At 61.3% G+C, this 15,634-nt stretch carries 20 protein-coding genes; 10 read left to right on the top strand and 10 right to left on the bottom strand.

Translation table 11 applies throughout. The features are described from left to right. Positions 1-5 precede the first annotated feature (5 nt). Positions 6-707, bottom strand: coding sequence for a response regulator transcription factor (locus IE166_RS13085; RefSeq protein ID WP_189504509.1), 702 nt, complete (start codon positions 705-707; stop codon positions 6-8). A 332-nt stretch (positions 708-1,039) separates the two neighbouring features. Between IE166_RS13085 and IE166_RS13090 the strand changes: the two genes are divergently transcribed. From IE166_RS13090 to IE166_RS13105, 4 genes are all read left to right on the top strand, one after another. Further along, the gene (locus tag IE166_RS13090; RefSeq protein WP_189504511.1) at positions 1,040-2,650 is read left to right on the top strand and encodes a phosphoenolpyruvate carboxykinase; all 1,611 of its coding nucleotides are present in this window, start codon (positions 1,040-1,042) and stop codon (positions 2,648-2,650) included. An 82-nt stretch (positions 2,651-2,732) separates the two neighbouring features. After that, positions 2,733-3,164, top strand: a complete 432-nt coding sequence (gene arfB, locus IE166_RS13095; RefSeq protein WP_189504513.1) for an alternative ribosome rescue aminoacyl-tRNA hydrolase ArfB — start codon at positions 2,733-2,735, stop codon at positions 3,162-3,164. After that, positions 3,164-3,781: an alpha-ketoglutarate-dependent dioxygenase AlkB family protein gene (locus IE166_RS13100; protein ID WP_189504515.1), complete on the top strand. Its 618-nt coding sequence runs from the start codon at positions 3,164-3,166 to the stop codon at positions 3,779-3,781. Before arfB ends, IE166_RS13100 begins: the two co-directional genes overlap by 1 nt. Before the next feature lie 80 nt (positions 3,782-3,861). Then, on the top strand, positions 3,862-4,980 hold the full coding sequence (locus IE166_RS13105) for a phosphatase PAP2 family protein (protein WP_189504517.1): 1,119 nt from the start codon (positions 3,862-3,864) through the stop codon (positions 4,978-4,980). Here IE166_RS13105 and coaA read toward each other — a convergent pair whose 3' ends face one another. From coaA to hisB, 9 genes are read right to left on the bottom strand one after another with little or no spacing between them, the layout of a single operon-like run. Next, positions 4,981-5,976 carry a type I pantothenate kinase gene (gene coaA, locus IE166_RS13110; RefSeq protein ID WP_189504519.1) on the bottom strand — a complete coding sequence of 332 codons (996 nt, stop codon included), beginning with the start codon at positions 5,974-5,976 and terminating at the stop codon, positions 4,981-4,983. After that, positions 5,973-6,296 (bottom strand): phosphoribosyl-ATP diphosphatase, encoded by a 324-nt coding sequence (locus IE166_RS13115; RefSeq protein ID WP_189504521.1) that lies wholly within the window; start codon positions 6,294-6,296, stop codon positions 5,973-5,975. Before IE166_RS13115 ends, coaA begins: the two co-directional genes overlap by 4 nt. Positions 6,297-6,309: 13 nt before the next feature. Continuing rightward, positions 6,310-7,098 (bottom strand): imidazole glycerol phosphate synthase subunit HisF, encoded by a 789-nt coding sequence (hisF, locus tag IE166_RS13120; protein ID WP_189504523.1) that lies wholly within the window; start codon positions 7,096-7,098, stop codon positions 6,310-6,312. Beyond that, entirely contained in the window at positions 7,095-7,412 is a 318-nt protein-coding gene (locus IE166_RS13125; RefSeq protein WP_189504525.1) for a hypothetical protein, read from the bottom strand. The genes hisF and IE166_RS13125 overlap by 4 nt, the downstream gene beginning before the upstream one ends. Next, positions 7,409-7,726: a hypothetical protein gene (locus IE166_RS13130; RefSeq protein WP_189504527.1), complete on the bottom strand. Its 318-nt coding sequence runs from the start codon at positions 7,724-7,726 to the stop codon at positions 7,409-7,411. Before IE166_RS13130 ends, IE166_RS13125 begins: the two co-directional genes overlap by 4 nt. 2 nt (positions 7,727-7,728) lie before the next feature. After that, on the bottom strand, positions 7,729-8,472 hold the full coding sequence (gene hisA / locus IE166_RS13135) for a 1-(5-phosphoribosyl)-5-[(5-phosphoribosylamino)methylideneamino]imidazole-4-carboxamide isomerase (RefSeq protein WP_189504529.1): 744 nt from the start codon (positions 8,470-8,472) through the stop codon (positions 7,729-7,731). Continuing rightward, positions 8,469-9,119, bottom strand: coding sequence for an imidazole glycerol phosphate synthase subunit HisH (gene hisH / locus IE166_RS13140; RefSeq protein ID WP_189505950.1), 651 nt, complete (start codon positions 9,117-9,119; stop codon positions 8,469-8,471). Before hisH ends, hisA begins: the two co-directional genes overlap by 4 nt. After that, positions 9,119-9,604 carry a DUF2628 domain-containing protein gene (locus tag IE166_RS13145; protein ID WP_189504532.1) on the bottom strand — a complete coding sequence of 162 codons (486 nt, stop codon included), beginning with the start codon at positions 9,602-9,604 and terminating at the stop codon, positions 9,119-9,121. Before IE166_RS13145 ends, hisH begins: the two co-directional genes overlap by 1 nt. A 1-nt stretch (position 9,605) precedes the next feature. Next, positions 9,606-10,211 carry an imidazoleglycerol-phosphate dehydratase HisB gene (hisB, locus tag IE166_RS13150; protein ID WP_189504534.1) on the bottom strand — a complete coding sequence of 202 codons (606 nt, stop codon included), beginning with the start codon at positions 10,209-10,211 and terminating at the stop codon, positions 9,606-9,608. Between the two features lie 169 nt (positions 10,212-10,380). Between hisB and hslV the strand changes: the two genes are divergently transcribed. The 6 genes from hslV to IE166_RS13180 all read left to right on the top strand — a co-directional run bounded on the left by hslV (position 10,381) and on the right by IE166_RS13180 (position 15,631). After that, the gene (gene hslV, locus IE166_RS13155) at positions 10,381-10,929 is read left to right on the top strand and encodes an ATP-dependent protease subunit HslV (protein WP_280514875.1); all 549 of its coding nucleotides are present in this window, start codon (positions 10,381-10,383) and stop codon (positions 10,927-10,929) included. After that, positions 10,922-11,452 (top strand): GNAT family N-acetyltransferase, encoded by a 531-nt coding sequence (locus IE166_RS13160; protein ID WP_189504536.1) that lies wholly within the window; start codon positions 10,922-10,924, stop codon positions 11,450-11,452. The genes hslV and IE166_RS13160 overlap by 8 nt, the downstream gene beginning before the upstream one ends. Before the next feature lie 56 nt (positions 11,453-11,508). After that, positions 11,509-12,102 carry a DUF2585 domain-containing protein gene (locus IE166_RS13165; RefSeq protein ID WP_189504538.1) on the top strand — a complete coding sequence of 198 codons (594 nt, stop codon included), beginning with the start codon at positions 11,509-11,511 and terminating at the stop codon, positions 12,100-12,102. A 3-nt stretch (positions 12,103-12,105) separates the two neighbouring features. After that, a complete protein-coding gene (locus IE166_RS13170) occupies positions 12,106-13,281 on the top strand; it encodes a hypothetical protein (RefSeq protein ID WP_189504540.1) in 1,176 nt (391 codons plus the stop codon). Positions 13,282-13,290: 9 nt separating this feature from the next. Then, complete coding sequence (hslU, locus tag IE166_RS13175; protein WP_189504542.1) at positions 13,291-14,583, top strand: ATP-dependent protease ATPase subunit HslU; 1,293 nt, start codon at positions 13,291-13,293, stop codon at positions 14,581-14,583. A gap of 88 nt (positions 14,584-14,671) precedes the next feature. Next, positions 14,672-15,631 (top strand): DUF1402 family protein, encoded by a 960-nt coding sequence (locus IE166_RS13180; RefSeq protein ID WP_385965679.1) that lies wholly within the window; start codon positions 14,672-14,674, stop codon positions 15,629-15,631. The last annotated feature ends 3 nt before the right edge of the window (positions 15,632-15,634 follow it).

Genomic DNA, 15,634 nt, shown 5'->3' on the forward strand with positions numbered 1-15,634 from the left:
TTGGATTACGCCTCCTTGAAGCGATATCCGACGCCATACAGCGTTTCGATCATCTCGAAGTCGTCATCGACCTGCTTGAACTTCTTGCGCAACCGCTTGATGTGGCTGTCGATGGTGCGGTCGTCGACATAGACCTGCTCATCATAGGCCGAATCCATCAGAGCATCGCGGCTTTTCACGACGCCCGGACGCTGCGCCAGGGAATGCAGGATCAAAAATTCAGTCACTGTCAGCGTCACCGGCTCGCCCTTCCAGGTGCAGGTATGGCGCTCCTGGTCCATAACGAGCTGGCCGCGCTCCAACGAACGCGCTGCTTTCTCCGGCGATTTGCCCGGCAGGTCCTTGGCGCTGACGCGGCGCAGAACGGCGCGTACGCGCTCCACCAGAAGGCGCTGCGAAAACGGTTTGCGGATGAAATCGTCGGCGCCCATCTTGAGACCGAACAGCTCGTCGATCTCGTCATCCTTCGAAGTGAGAAAAATGACTGGGAGATCGGTTTTCTGCCGCAAACGGCGCAGCAGTTCCATGCCATCCATGCGCGGCATCTTGATATCGAGGATTGCGAGATTCGGCGGACGCGCCGCCAGACCTTCGAGCGCGGAAGCGCCATCGGTGTAGGTCTCGACGCGGTAGCCTTCGGACTCCAGTGCGATCGACACGGAAGTCAGGATATTGCGGTCGTCGTCGACCAAAGCGATCGTAGCCATCTCCGGCTGCTCCCTCATAGGCTAGACTGTCCCTTTCCAGTCGCAGGAGCGCGCTGTCTGGAGGACAAATTGGGTACAAAATGTGGCAACCCGGCTCCTTCCGTAACGTCTGGCTGCTGCCAAGGCAAGCGGAGCCGGGCATCAGACAGGTGCGACGAAAACACGTTCGCTTGCCCCGCAAGATAGTCAGCAACCAACCTCATACAACCGATTTAGGTAAGTTTTAAATTCTTTAAATCGATTAATGATTTGATATTGCTAGGCTTTTCTGATTTCCGAACAAAGATGAGCGAAGGCTTAGATTTTGTCCCCGTTACTGCTTTGGAGGCGTAATGAACGAGACCGGTACGCGCAATCCGCAACATGGACTGCCCGAAAGCGGGCTGCGGAACCCCGGCCATGTCTTTTACAATCTCGGCGCGGCTGAGCTCGCCGAGCTTGCCATCCAGCGCAACGAAGCCCGCTTTACGGCTCACGGCGCACTGGTCGCCGACACCGGTGAGCACACCGGCCGCTCGCCCAAGGACAAGTTCGTGGTGCGCGACGCCGACACCGAAGCGCATGTCTGGTGGGACAACAACAAGCCTATCAGCCGCGAGCAGTTCGAACATCTTCACCGCGACTTCCTTACCCATGCCGAAGGCCTCGATCTGTTCGTTCAGGATCTCGAAGGCGGCGCCGACCCCGTGCATCGCCTGCCCACGCGCGTGATCACCGAATATGCCTGGCATTCCCTGTTCATCCGCAACCTGCTGATCCGGCCGACCGCCGAGGAGGTTGCCAGTTTCGTGCCGGGTCTCACGATCATCGACCTACCCTCCTTCAAGGCCGATCCGGCGCGCCATGGTGCGCGCACCGAAACGATCATCGCGGTCGACTTCACCAACATGATCGTTCTGATCGGCGGCACGTCCTATGCCGGCGAGATGAAGAAGTCGGTTTTCACGGCGCTGAACTACCTGCTGCCCGCCAAGGGCGTGATGCCGATGCATTGCTCGGCCAATGAAAGCCACGAAGGCGAGACCGCCGTGTTCTTCGGCCTATCGGGCACCGGCAAGACCACGCTGTCGGCCGATCCTTCGCGCATCCTGATCGGCGACGACGAGCATGGCTGGGGCCCGGATGGCGTCTTCAATTTCGAGGGCGGCTGTTACGCCAAGACGATCCGACTTTCAGAAGAGGCCGAGCCGGAGATCTTCTCAACCACCCGCCGCTTCGGCACGGTGCTGGAAAATGTCGTGCTCGACCAAAACCGCATGCCGGATTTCGACGACGGTTCGCGCACGGAAAACACGCGCTGCGCTTATCCGCTCGACTTCATCCCGAATGCGAGCAAGACCGGCCGCGGCCATCACCCCAAGAACATCATCATGCTGACGGCCGACGCATTCGGCGTGATGCCGCCCATCGCCAAGCTGACGCCGGCGCAGGCCATGTATCATTTCCTATCCGGCTACACCGCCAAGGTGGCCGGCACGGAAAAGGGCGTGAACGAGCCGGAAGCGACCTTCTCCACCTGCTTCGGCGCCCCCTTCATGCCGCGCCATCCGAGCGAATACGGCAACCTGCTGCGCGAGCTGATCGCCGAGCATGATGTGGATTGCTGGCTGGTCAACACCGGCTGGACCGGCGGCGCCTTCGGTGTCGGCAAGCGCATGCCGATCAAGGCGACGCGCGCGCTGCTTAGCTGTGCTCTCGATGGCTCCCTGCACAATGCCGAGTTCCGCACCGATGCAAATTTCGGCTTCGCGGTTCCGGTAGCGGTCAACGGCGTCGACAGCGCGATCCTCGACCCGCGCTCCACCTGGGCCGACAAGACAGCCTATGACAAGCAGGCGCGCCGGCTGGCGGGCATGTTCATCGATAACTTCGCCAAGTTCGAAGACCATGTCGACGGCGCCGTGCGCGAAGCAGCACCCCGCGTTGCCGAAGCGGCCGAATAAACCGCTCCGCTGCAGTAGACACAAAGGCCCGGCATCAAACCGGGCCTTTTCTTTTTGCGCGTGCCGCTGCATCTGAATTGATATGAGCGACGAGCGCATCCCCATCGGCCACGGCCTCAGCATCGATCCCGACACGTTGTCGGAAGTGTTCATCCGTGCGAGCGGCCCCGGCGGCCAGAACGTCAACAAGGTCGCGACGGCCGTTCAGCTGCGCTTCGACCTCCTCGCTTCCGAGCTACCGGAAGCGGTGCAGGCACGTGCGCTGCGCTTAGCCGGACAGCGCGGCACGAAAGACGGCGAGATCCTGATCGAAGCCAACCGCTTCCGCACCCAGGAGCGCAACCGCGCCGATGCCCGCGAGCGGCTGGTTGACCTCCTCACCAAAGCCGCCGACCCCCCGCCCCCGCCGCGCAAGAAGACGCGGCCGACGAAGGGCTCGGTGGAACGCCGCCTGAAAGCCAAGGCCGGCCGATCCACGGTCAAGCGCATGCGCGGCCGCATAGGGGACGATTGATGGCGAACCAACCTCCTCCCGGCTTCCGCCATTTGCCTGGCTACCTGAACCTTGAAGCACAGAAGGCCCTCCTCGACGAGATCCGCACCATCGTCGCCGCCGCCCCGCTCTACCAACCCGCCATGCCGCGAACCGGTAAGCCGCTCAGCGTGCGCATGACCAATTGCGGTTCGCTCGGCTGGGTCACCGACAGGGAACACGGCTACCGCTACCAGCCCCGCCACCCCCTGACGAACGAACCCTGGCCGCCAATCCCCCAGCGCCTGCTCAACCTCTGGAACACCCTCGCCGACTACCCACACGAGCCGGAAGCCTGCCTCATCAACTTCTACTCAGCCGACGCAAAAATGGGCTTGCACCAAGACAAGGACGAAGCCGACCTAGACGCGCCCGTCCTGTCCGTCTCGCTTGGCGACACCTGCCTCTTCCGCATCGGCGGCACAACACGCGAAGCCGGCACCGGCTCCTTCAAACTCGCCAGCGGCGATGTGGTGGTCCTCGGCGGGACCAGCCGCCTCGCCTTCCACGGCGTCGACCGCATCTATCCCGGCACCTCGACGCTGCTGAAGAACGGCGGGCGGGTCAATCTGACGCTGCGGCGGGTGATGAAGGGGTGATTGTTAAGATCATCCGCATTTCTTAGCGGAATCGAGACTCTTTGCACGCAAGATGGATTTCGTCATGCGGATCGAGTCAGATGAATGTACGCCGTGGTGCGGCCAACACAGGGTCCTTCTTCAGCAGTCTTGTTGCCTATGCTTTAGCGGACAAGTGGCTCTATCTTGCCATAGCTGCCTACAGCCTTGCCGGATCGCTTTTCCTGCTTCACGTCGGCCTGTTCGACTGGGCGTCATTCGGCATCTATCCAGGCAAATGGTTCTTCCTTTTCGCGGTCTTCATGCCGATCGTCACTGTCTTGTGGGATGCGGCAACCATCATCCACCGCTTCAATCATCGGCGCAGGCTGGTGTTTCGCCGCGTGTTTTCGCAAGGGCGCCTTGCTTACATGGGTGCCGGTATTCTCTGCCTTATGGCACTGAGCCTGTTTCAATCGGTTTTCACGGCCGTAAAGACCGCCTTTCCGATTATCGAAGGCGGCTTTCCCTATGATGCTACGCACGCAGCTCTTGATCGCTTGATCCACTTCAACACCGATCCCTGGCGTATTCTCCAGCCGCTTCTCGGCTTCGATACAATGCGTCTTTTGATCGAGTGGAACTACAACGTCTTGTGGTTCGTGATCTGCTTCGCCGTCTTGTTCTTCATGATGACCTCTCCAAAAGCAGCTGGAATGCGGACGCGCTACTTCCTGTGCTTCTGTCTGGTTTGGACAATCATCGGCACGCTTCTGGCTGGCTTCTTTCTTTCAGCGGACCCTGCCTATTACGGCTTTGTCACAGGCGATGCCGATCGTTTCGCGGATCAACTCGCGCTCTTGGCGCGAAGCGGCGATAGTGCCCACTCGGCCACAGCATATCAGCATTACCTTTGGACGGTTTATACCCAGAAAAGTCTCGGCTTCGGATCAGGCATATCCGCCTTTCCGAGCGTTCATGTCGGACTAATAACGTTGACGGCGCTCTTTCTCGCAGAATTCAACCGGAAGCTTGCCATCCCGCTCGTCGCTTATGTCGCCTTCGTCATGCTTAGTTCGGTGTACCTTGGCTGGCATTACGCAATTGATGGCTATGTTTCTGCGGCAGTAACGCTGTTGATCTATGCGGGCGTGAATAAGGCTTCGGAATTGATCGAAACTCGGCGCATGGGTCAGCGCCCCGATCTTGCCCCGGACGCGGCGAGCACTGCGCCGGCCTGATCAAATCTTCCGCAGCGCAACTTCCTCGATCAGGTGATCCGCGCCTTTGCGCAAGATCAGATCTGCCCTCGGCCGCGTCGGCAGGATGTTGTCCTGGAGGTTGCGCAGGTTGATGTTCTGCCACAGGCCTTCGGCGATGCCGCGTGCTGCCTCCTCGGTCACTTCCGCATATTTGTGGAAGAAGCTCTCCGGATTGGTGAAAGCGGTCTGGCGCAGGCGCATGAAGCGGTTGATGTACCAGCGGTGGATCAGCGCTTCGTCGGCGTCGATATAGATCGAGAAGTCGAAGAAGTCGGACACGAAGGGCACCGCCTTGCCGTCGCGCGGCAGGTCGCGCGATTGCAGGACGTTGATGCCCTCGAAGATCAGGATGTCCGGGCGGTCGACTTCCACAAAGGCGTCGGGCAGCACGTCGTAGGTCAGGTGCGAGTAGACCGGCGCGTGGACGTTGCGCTGGCCTGATTTGATGCTGGACAGGAACCGCAGCAGCTTACCGAAATCATAGCTTTCGGGAAAACCCTTGCGCTCCATCAGGTTGTCGCGCCGAAGCACCGCGTTGGGCAACAGAAAGCCGTCGGTGGTGACGAGATCGACCTTTGGGCTTGATGGCCAGCGCGCCAACAGCTCCTTCAGCACACGCGCCGTGGTGGATTTGCCCACCGCGACCGAACCGGCGATACCGATGATATAGGGCGTCTTGCCCACGCCATCGCCGTTAAAGAAGGCTTGGCGCTGGCGGTAAAGCAGCTGGCTTGCTTCCACATGGGCCGACAACAGGCGCGACAGCGAGAGGTAAATGCGCCGGACTTCGTTGAGGTCGATCGGATCGTTCAGCGAGCGCAGCCGCTGGACTTCGTCTTCATCCAGCGTCAGCGGCGTGTCGGCGCGAAAATGCGCCCATTCTTCGGCTGAAAAGAAACGATAGGGCGAATAGCGTTCCGCCTCGCTCAGAAGCTCCGCCAGCTGGATGGATGGGGCAGCTTCCGCGATCGTCATGCGACGCTCCGTGCCGCCTTTTCGGCGAGGCCGGATTGCGCGGTGCGGCGCTCGAGTTCGGCCATGACATCGCTCAGCGGTATGTCGGCCACGGCCAGCACGACCAGCCAATGGTAAAGCAGGTCGGCGCTTTCCGAAACGAGCGCCGCCTTGTCCGACCCGACCGCGGCGATCACGGTTTCCATCGCCTCCTCGCCGAACTTCTTGGCCGCCCGCTCCATGCCGGCCTGGTAGAGCTTGGCCGTCCAGGAATCCGAGGCGCCCGATCGCGCGCGGGTCGCGACGATCGTTTCAAGGTCGGCGAGTGTAAAGTCGCTCATGGCAAATCCCCGTTTAGAGGTCAGCCGGATCGAGACGCACGGCCAAGCCGGCTTTTGCCATGTGCGCTTTGGCTTCGGCAATCGAAAACGTTCCGAAGTGGAAGATCGAGGCGGCCAACACCGCGCCTGCATGCCCGTCGCGAATGCCATCCACGAGGTGGTCCAGCGTGCCGACGCCGCCGGACGCAATCACCGGCGCGCGTACGGCATCGGCAATCGTGCGCGTGAGGGCGATGTCGTAGCCGGCCTTGGTGCCGTCGCGGTCCATGGAAGTCAGCAGGATTTCGCCTGCGCCGAGATCCACGACTTTGCGCGCGAATTCTACGGCGTCGAGGCCGGTCCGTCTGCGGCCGCCATGGGTGAAGATTTCCCAGCGGTCTGTCTCGCCGCTGGCTGACACTTTCTTCGCGTCGATCGCCACCACGATGCACTGGTTGCCGAACTTGTCGGCGGCTTCCGCCACGAAATCCGGGTTCTTCACCGCCGCCGTGTTGATCGACACCTTATCTGCGCCGGCCAACAGGAGCTTGCGAATATCGCCAACCGCCCGCACGCCGCCACCCACCGTCAGCGGCATGAAACAATGTTCGGCCGTTCTCGCAACAATGTCGAAGATCGTGTCGCGATTGTCTGAAGATGCAGTGATATCCAGAAAGCAGAGCTCGTCCGCGCCGGCCGCATCATAGGCCTTTGCAGCTTCCACCGGGTCACCGGCATCGATCAGATCGACGAAGTTGACGCCCTTGACGACACGGCCGTCCTTGACGTCGAGGCAGGGAATGATGCGGGCTTTGAGGGTCATGGGCGTGATCTGCTTCGGCGATAGAAGATAACGCCTGCCGCAATGCACCAGATAAGAAGGAAGATCAAACCGAGAGGCACGGTGTAGATGAGGAAGAAGCCCATCAAGGCCAGCACAGTCAACGGCCCGCCGAAATCCACTCCAGCAATGACGCAGGGCGCGGTCCCGGCTTCATTGATGGCACAGCCGAGCGGCATTGCGACGGCGGCTGCAAGCAAGGTTCCAAGCAACGGCCCGGCGGCAAAGAGCAGGATCGCGAAAAGGGCACCGAACAGCCTGCGGACTGGTGAGCGGGTATCAGGCGGCAATGTCACGCGCGTGCCCGGTACCGGCGGAAGAGATGGATCAGGGCAACCGCCAGCCAGACCACCAGCAGGAACAAGCCTGTCGGCACGGTGATCAGCATGAACCAGCCCATCACGCCGAACTGGTAGAGCGTTTCGCCGTAATCAGTGCCGTTGATCACACAGGGATGGATCGACCCTTCGTCCAGCTGGCAGCCATGGGCGCTGGCGATCGATCCGGCTGTAAGGGCGGAAATGATGGGTGCAGCTGCAAAGAGCAGGATCGCAACCAAGGAAAACAGGAACCAGAAGATCGTCCAAGCCTTGCTGCGCCCTGCTGCCATGTTCAGGTCCGGCCTACGCCTGAACTGCCAAGGATCGCCAGCGCTTCAGCCGGATCGATGCGGCCATCATAAAGGGCGCGGCCGGAAATCGCGCCTTCGAGCTTGGCGGCGTCCGGCTGGGTCATGCGGCGAATGTCGTCCAACGAGGCAAGGCCCCCTGACGCAATAACCGGGATCGAAACAGCCTCGGCTAGCGCAATCGTCGCATCCCAATTGATGCCGGCCAGCACCCCATCGCGGTCGATATCGGTATAGATAATGGCCGCGACACCCGCGCCCTCGAACTTGCGAGCGAGTTCGATCACCTCCAGCGAAGAGGCTTCCGCCCAGCCTTCCACCGCAACCTTGCCGCCCTTGGCGTCGATGCCGACGGCGATCTTGCCCGGAAACCGCTGGCACGCTTCGCGCACAAGATCCGGATCGCGCACGGCCACTGTGCCTAGGATGACGCGTGCCAGGCCCTTGTCCAGCCAGGCGTCGATTTGTGCCAAGGTGCGGATGCCACCGCCGAGCTGAACCGGGTTGGTCGTAGCTTGAAGGATCGCCTCGACCGCCGCGCCATTGCGGCTTTCGCCAGCAAAGGCGCCGTCGAGATCGACGACATGCAGCCACTCGAAACCCTGCTCCTGGAAAGCGCGTGCCTGATCTGCCGGGTCTTCATTATAGACCGTCGCACTGGCCATCTTGCCCAGCTTCAAGCGAACGCAACGACCTTCCTTGAGGTCGATGGCGGGGAATAGGATCATGGCTTCCACTTCAGGAAATTGCCGACAAGAGCCAACCCAAGCGTCTGGCTCTTTTCGGGATGGAACTGCGTGCCGGCCATGTTATCGCGCGCGACGATCGCCGTGACTGCGCCGCCGTAGTCGGTGGTAGCGACGAGCTGGTCATCGCGGGCGGTGGCCAGGTGGTAGGAATGCACGAAATAAGCGTGCAGGCCTGCCTCGCCGGTCTGGATATCAGCTAATAGCGGATGCTGATGTTTCACGTGAATCGTGTTCCAGCCGATATGCGGGATCTTCAGGGTCGGATCGGATGGCGTCATCTCAACCACTTCACCGGCGATCCAGCCCAGCCCTTGCGTGACCGTCTTTTCCAGTCCGCGCTCGGCCATCAGTTGCATGCCGACGCAGATGCCGATGAAGGGCTTTCCACCTCTTAGCACCGTTTCTTCCAGCACCTCGACCATCCCCGGAACCGCGTCGAGGCCAGCGCGGCAGTCGGCATAAGCGCCGACGCCCGGCAGCACGATGCGATCGGCGCTTCGTACGACCTCTGCGTTGTCCGTCAGGGTAATTTCAGCATCGATGCCGCTTTCCCGCGCAGCACGCTCGAAGGCTTTGGTCGCCGAATGCAGGTTGCCGGAGCCGTAGTCGATGATCGCGACGCGCATCAGCGTTTCCATGGAAAGGTGGTGGTAGCCGTCTGCATAGACGCGCGAAGAGTCGGCCGGACGGCGTTCGTCCGCTGCGGCCAAGGCGTGTCCTCAAGCACGACATCGCGCTCGTCCGCCGAAGCGGCGTAACGCAATTCGGCCTCTCGGCTGTTGACCGCTTCCACCGGACCCCAAACGCGCCAGCCACAACGGCGCATGGCATTGATGCGGAGGTTGCGGGCTTCGAGGCCGAAGTAGAGCTGGGTCAGCAGCGACAAGGAAAGCCCAAGCAGAGGATGGCCGCCGAACTGCGTTGCAAGAGCGCCAGCCGCCACCATCAGCGCAAGCGCCGCCAGCGCCTCGATCCAAAGCCAATGGAACAGCAGCCAGACCACCGGCAGCAGGAAGGCCCAGAAGGAGAAGCCATCGCGCACCAAGACGGCGCGGTCCTGCGCTTGGGACAGGTCGGACACATCGGGTTCGAGGACGACGAAAACGGCCATATCAGCCCTTCAGCGAACCCTTGGTGGACGGAACGATGCCGGCCTGGCGCGGATCGGCTTCGGTCGCCGCCCGCAAGACGCGCGCCACTGCCTTGAAGCAGGTTTCTGCGATATGGTGCGAGTTAGCGCCATAGTGGTTGGTGATATGCAGTGTGATCCCAGCATTTTGCGCCAAAGCGTGGAAGAACTCCCTGAACAGCTCGGTGTCGAACGTGCCGATCTTCTGCGAGGGGAACTGGACGTTCCAGATGAGGTAGGGCCGCCCCGAAACATCCACTGCCGCGCGGGTCAGCGTTTCGTCCATCGCGAGATCGAGCGAGGCATAGCGGGTGATGCCGCGACGGTCGCCCAAGGCCTTATCGAGCGCCTGACCGATCGCGATGCCGACATCTTCCACCGTATGGTGGTCGTCGATATGCAGATCGCCGTCGGCCTTGATGTTCATGTCGATCAGCGAATGGCGCGATAGCTGTTCCAGCATGTGGTCGAAGAAGCCGACCCCGGTGGCGATATCGAACTGGCCGGTGCCGTCGACCGAAAGCGACACGGCGATCGCGGTTTCCTTGGTCTTGCGCTCGACGCTTGCGCTACGCTGTGCCTCGGCCATGAGTGTGGTCCTGCTTCACTGTGTATGCGCTCCATAACAGCCGCCTCCACCCGTGACCAGAACCGGGCTTTGCAAATGCGGGCGCAGCTTCATACATAGCCGGCGAGACCAAAGGGGTTTGCATGATCGCCAGATACGGATCGTGCGAGCCGCCAATCCGGAGTTTTCCATGCCAAACGAAATCATCATGCACGGCACGACCATCGTCACCGTGCGCAAGGGCAACAAGGTCGTGATCGCCGGCGACGGGCAGGTCAGCCTTGGCCAGACCGTCATGAAGGGCAACGCCAAGAAGGTGCGCCGGCTCGGCAAGGGCAATGTGATCGCGGGCTTTGCGGGCGCCACCGCCGACGCCTTCACGCTGCTGGAGCGCCTGGAAGCCAAGCTCGAACAATATCCCGACCAGCTGACGCGCGCCTGCGTCGATCTCGCCAAGGACTGGCGCACCGATCGCTATCTGCGCCGGCTGGAAGCCATGATGCTGGTGGCCGACAAGAACGTGTCGCTGGCACTCACCGGCACCGGCGACGTGCTGGAGCCCGAGCACGGCGTCATGGCGATCGGCTCCGGCGGCAATTATGCGCTTGCCGCGGCGCGCGCTTTGTTTGACACCGATCAGGATGCCGAAGCCATCGCGCGCAAGGCCATGCAGATCGCGGGCGAAATCTGCGTTTACACCAACAACAGCGTAATCCTGGAGAGCGTCGATCTTGACTGATCCCGAAGCCACCTACGACCTCCGCCCGGTTGTTCCGGAAGATCTGCCGCTTCTGGAAAGCTGGCTGCGCCAGCCGCATGCCCTGGAATGGTGGGGCGACGACGTGACGGGCTCGCTGGAAGAAATCATCGAGGCGGCCGAAGGCGTCGATACCGAGCCGTTGATCGTGGAGCTCGACGGCACGCCGATCGCCTATCTCGAGATCTATGATCCGCATCTCGAAGACGACCATCCCTACCAGGATCAGCCCTTCGGCACGCTGGGCCTCGATCTTACCATCGGCGATCCGGCCTTGCTCGGCCAGGGTCACGGCACGGCTATTCTCACCCAAGTCAGCGACCAGTTGTTTGAAGAAGGCGCGCCGCAGCTGATCGTCGATCCGCATCCGGATAATGCCAGAGCGATCCGCGCCTCGGCGAAAGCAGGCTTTGAAGAGATCGGACGCCGGACCTCCGTGGAAGGCGCCGTTGTGCTGATGGCGCGGATTTCCGACGTGGATGCCGACATGCAGGATGGTAGCTGACGAACAGGCTCCAGCCATGCCATGAAGGACGTTCTAGTTCTTCGGCATCTGGAGCCATGATGACCACGCAGATCGCGAACCCCCTGCCTCGTTCCGCCTGGAAAACGGGTGTGCTCCTCGTTCTGGGCCTGATCGTCATCCAGGCGATCACCCTTTACGCCATGGGGCGCGTGCCGATCTGCGAGTGCGGATATGTCAAGCTGTGGCATGGCGTGGTGAACAGTTCGGAGAATTCGCAGCATCTTTCGGACTGGTACACCTTCTCCCACATCATCCACGGCTTCCTGTTCTATGCGCTGATGCGCTTCCTGTTTCCGCGCGCTTCGCTCGGCACAAGGCTGGCACTGGCAGCCGGTCTGGAGATTGCCTGGGAGATCGTGGAAAACACCAACTGGGTCATCAACCGCTACCGCGAAGGCACCATCTCGCTGGATTATGACGGCGACTCCATCATCAACTCGGTGATGGATACGGTGTTCATGGTCGTAGGCTTCGTGATGGCCTGGCGGCTGCCGGTCTGGACGACGATCACACTCGCCATCATCGCGGAGCTGGTGGTCGGCACTCTGATCCGGGATAATCTCACCCTCAACGTCCTGATGCTGGTTTATCCCCTTGAAGCGGTGAAAGCCTGGCAAGGCGCGCTCTGAACCATGGCGACGGCGAACGACACGCGCCCGGCTTCGATCAGCCTCGAAACCCTTGATGCCGCCCTTGCCTCCGGCGTCATCTCGCTTGATCAGCGTGAGCGCCTGCTCGCGATGGAAGCCGGGCCGGAGAGCGTGGCCACGGCCGGAGGCGACGAGGAAAACCTGCGTCTCATCGGTGGCGGCAACGACCTGTTCGTGACAGTCGGCACCGTGCTGCTCACGGCTGGCTTCTACTTCGTTCTCAACACGATGCTTGTTGGGCGTCCTCTGTGGATCGCTGCCGCCCTTGCCGCCTTCGCCTGGCTCGTTGCGGAAGTGGTGACGCGCCAGCACCGCATGAAGCTGTCGTCGACCGTCCTCGCTTTGGTCTTCGCGGCGTCCGGCACCGTTTTGCTGGTCCTGCTCGTGCAGGCCATTCTCGATATTCAGCTGCCGGATTCCCTTTGGGAGTTGATCGCCATGCGCGGGCCGGTTTCCCAGGCGGGCTATGCCGTGCTTGGCGGCATCATCCTTGCTGCCATCCTTTACTTCTGGCGCTTCCGTGTTCCCATTCTCGCCGGCGTGGTGGCGATCGCGGCAACGCTGCTCGCCTTCTTCCAGACAGCACTGTTCCTTTACGACGGCGTCACCCAGGGCACGGTTGCACCTCCCAGCCTGCAGGACGGGCCCGAACTCGTGCGAGCCGCCCTCTACATGCCGCTGGTTTGCGGTCTGATCATCTTCGCCACGGCTGTGGCGCTCGATCTTCATGACCGTGAGCGCCGCACGATCTGGTCCGATTGTGCGTTCTGGCTGCATGTCGTGTCCGCACCGATGCTGGTGCATCCACTCTTCATCATGGCAACGGGCCAAGACATCGCCTTCGGCCGCATCGAGCCGGGTGCGGACGCCACCGTCATGCTCGCCATCCTCATCATCGGCTTCGTTTATGTGGCACTCGCCATCGACCGCCGCTCGCTGCTGGTTCCGACGCTGGCCTACTTCGGCACGCTCGGCATCTATTACCTCGTGAACTCGGCCGCCAACACCACGGGCGTACCGCCTTTCGCGCTGATCCTGCTGGTGGTCGGTGCGCTGGTGATCCTGTTCGGCGCGGGCTGGCAGCGCATCCGGCGCTTGATCATCGGTTCCACCCTCCCCACATCCGTGCTCAGCAAACTCCCTCCTTTCAGAATTTAAGCATCCTCCATGACCAATTTTTCTCCCCGCGAGATCGTTTCCGAGCTCGACCGCTTCATCATCGGCCAGAAGGACGCTAAGCGCGCCGTGGCCATCGCCCTGCGCAACCGCTGGCGCCGTCAGCAGCTCGAAGGCTCGATGCGCGAAGAGGTGATGCCGAAGAACATCCTGATGATCGGGCCGACCGGGGTCGGCAAGACCGAGATTTCGCGTCGCCTGGCCAAGCTCGCCGGCGCGCCCTTTATCAAGGTGGAAGCCACCAAGTTCACCGAAGTCGGCTATGTCGGCCGCGATGTCGAGCAGATCATCCGCGATCTCGTTGAAGTCGCCATCGGCTTGCAGCGCGAAAAGATGCGCGAAAACGTCAAGGCGCGCGCCCATGTCAACGCCGAGGAACGCGTGCTGGAAGCCCTTGTCGGCAAGACCGCCAGCCCGGCGACCCGTGACAGCTTCCGCAAGAAGCTGCGCGACGGCGAGATGGACGACAAGGAAATCGAGATCGAGGTGGCCGATACCGGCGCACCCGGTGGTTTCGAGGTTCCGGGCATGCCCAATATCGGCGTTCTCAACATCAACGACCTGATGTCGAAGATGGGTGGCGGCCGCACCAAGACGCGCCGTACGACCGTGAAGGAAAGCTACGATTTCCTGATCAATGACGAGAGCGACAAGCTGCTCGACCAGGAAGAAGTCACCCAGCGCGCCATCGAGTCCACCCAGAACGACGGCATCGTCTTCCTGGACGAGATCGACAAGGTGGCCGGCAGCGACAGCCGCACCGGTCCTTCGCGTGAAGGCGTGCAGCGCGATCTGCTGCCGCTGGTGGAAGGCACCACGGTTGCGACCAAGTACGGGCCGGTAAAGACCGACCATATCCTGTTCATCGCATCCGGCGCTTTCCATGTCGCCAAGCCGTCGGACCTGCTGCCGGAATTGCAGGGCCGCCTGCCGATCCGCGTCGAGTTGCGGGCTTTGGAAAAGGACGACTTCCGCCGCATCCTCACCGAAACGGAAGCCAGCCTCATCAAGCAGTATATTGCCCTGATGAACACGGAAGGCGTGGCCCTCGACTTCACCGACGACGCAATCGACCAGCTGGCAGGCATTGCCGTCGACCTCAATGCCACTGTCGAGAATATCGGCGCACGCCGGTTGTCGACCGTCATGGAACGCGTGCTGGACGAGATCTCCTATACCGCGCCGGATCAGGGTGGCACGTCGCTCACCATCGATGCGGAATATGTGAAGAAGCACGTCGGCGATCTTGCCAAGAACACCGACCTGTCGCGCTTCATTCTTTGATTTGGCAGGGCCGGTTCTCAACCGGCCCTTTCCTTTTTGGCGAGCCTGATGCAAAGGCTCAGCTGATCAACAGGCCTGATACCGGGGAATGAGCATGCCCATGCGCCGCTTCTGCATTGTTATGCTCAGCCTTCTTCTTGCCACGCCCGCTTTCGCCATCACGCAAGTGCCTCCTGGCAACCGCAATGCCGAACAGCCCGGCGTGCCCGGTGGTTCGGCCCGGCGCACGGCAGCGCTCAGCACGACCTATGAGAACAAGTATCGCAAGGTCCTGAAGCTGCTTCAGACCGACAAGGCTCTGCGGACCAAGATCATCCAGACCGCACGTGCCTATGGCATTGCGCCCATCCATATCGCCGGCGCGATCGTTGGCGAGCATACCTACAATGTCGATGCCTATGACCGGCTACAGACCTATTACGTGAAGGCGACGTCTTATCTGGGCTCGAGCTTTGCCTTCAAATATGACGGCGAAACGGTGGATCGCTTCGTACAGCGTCCGGAGTTTGCATCGTGCGAGTCCGTGCAGGAAAGCTATGCACTTTGGACCTGCCGCGAGCGCGTGTGGAATGCCAAGTTCGCCGGCAAAAGCGTGGACGGAACGAAGTTCCCCAGCGATCGATTCGGAGCCGTTTTCTTTCAGCCTTTTTATGCTGGTCAAACCTTCGGCCTGGGGCAACTCAATCCGCTGACCGCCTTGCAGATGAGCGACCTGGTTCATCGCGTCTCAGGCTTCCCGAAGCTCGATGCGGCAGACCCGGCCAAGGTTTATGAGACGATCATGGATCCCGACAAGACGCTGCCTTACGTCGCGGCGACGCTGAAGAAGTCGATCGATGCCTATCGCCGCGTCGGCTTCGACATCTCGAACAATCCCGGCATCACCGCCACGCTCTACAATATCGGCCAGCCGGAAGCGCGGGCTTCTGCGTTGAAGGCGGAAAATGCGCAGCGTCGTGCGCGCGGTGAAGCCGAACGCTTGCCGGAAGAGAACTATTACGGCTGGCTGGTCAACGACCGGATCGCCGATCTCCAAGTGCTGTTCTAGGGC

The sequence above is a fragment of the Tianweitania populi genome (genome assembly GCF_014652875.1).
In the GTDB taxonomy this organism is placed as follows: domain Bacteria; phylum Pseudomonadota; class Alphaproteobacteria; order Rhizobiales; family Rhizobiaceae; genus Tianweitania; species Tianweitania populi.

Bases quoted from the DNA above. Each gene is read 5' to 3' on its own strand.
- IE166_RS13085 (WP_189504509.1), bottom strand. From the start codon at position 707: ATGGCTACGATCGCTTTGGTCGACGACGACCGCAATATCCTGACTTCC.
- IE166_RS13090 (WP_189504511.1), top strand. From the start codon at position 1,040: ATGAACGAGACCGGTACGCGCAATCCGCAACATGGACTGCCCGAAAGC.
- arfB (WP_189504513.1), top strand. From the start codon at position 2,733: ATGAGCGACGAGCGCATCCCCATCGGCCACGGCCTCAGCATCGATCCC.
- IE166_RS13100 (WP_189504515.1), top strand. From the start codon at position 3,164: ATGGCGAACCAACCTCCTCCCGGCTTCCGCCATTTGCCTGGCTACCTG.
- IE166_RS13105 (WP_189504517.1), top strand. From the start codon at position 3,862: ATGAATGTACGCCGTGGTGCGGCCAACACAGGGTCCTTCTTCAGCAGT.
- coaA (WP_189504519.1), bottom strand. From the start codon at position 5,976: ATGACGATCGCGGAAGCTGCCCCATCCATCCAGCTGGCGGAGCTTCTG.
- IE166_RS13115 (WP_189504521.1), bottom strand. From the start codon at position 6,296: ATGAGCGACTTTACACTCGCCGACCTTGAAACGATCGTCGCGACCCGC.
- hisF (WP_189504523.1), bottom strand. From the start codon at position 7,098: ATGACCCTCAAAGCCCGCATCATTCCCTGCCTCGACGTCAAGGACGGC.
- IE166_RS13130 (WP_189504527.1), bottom strand. From the start codon at position 7,726: ATGGCAGCAGGGCGCAGCAAGGCTTGGACGATCTTCTGGTTCCTGTTT.
- hisA (WP_189504529.1), bottom strand. From the start codon at position 8,472: ATGATCCTATTCCCCGCCATCGACCTCAAGGAAGGTCGTTGCGTTCGC.
- hisH (WP_189505950.1), bottom strand. From the start codon at position 9,119: ATGCGCGTCGCGATCATCGACTACGGCTCCGGCAACCTGCATTCGGCG.
- IE166_RS13145 (WP_189504532.1), bottom strand. From the start codon at position 9,604: ATGGCCGTTTTCGTCGTCCTCGAACCCGATGTGTCCGACCTGTCCCAA.
- hisB (WP_189504534.1), bottom strand. From the start codon at position 10,211: ATGGCCGAGGCACAGCGTAGCGCAAGCGTCGAGCGCAAGACCAAGGAA.
- hslV (WP_280514875.1), top strand. From the start codon at position 10,381: ATGCCAAACGAAATCATCATGCACGGCACGACCATCGTCACCGTGCGC.
- IE166_RS13165 (WP_189504538.1), top strand. From the start codon at position 11,509: ATGATGACCACGCAGATCGCGAACCCCCTGCCTCGTTCCGCCTGGAAA.
- IE166_RS13170 (WP_189504540.1), top strand. From the start codon at position 12,106: ATGGCGACGGCGAACGACACGCGCCCGGCTTCGATCAGCCTCGAAACC.
- hslU (WP_189504542.1), top strand. From the start codon at position 13,291: ATGACCAATTTTTCTCCCCGCGAGATCGTTTCCGAGCTCGACCGCTTC.
- IE166_RS13180 (WP_385965679.1), top strand. From the start codon at position 14,672: ATGAGCATGCCCATGCGCCGCTTCTGCATTGTTATGCTCAGCCTTCTT.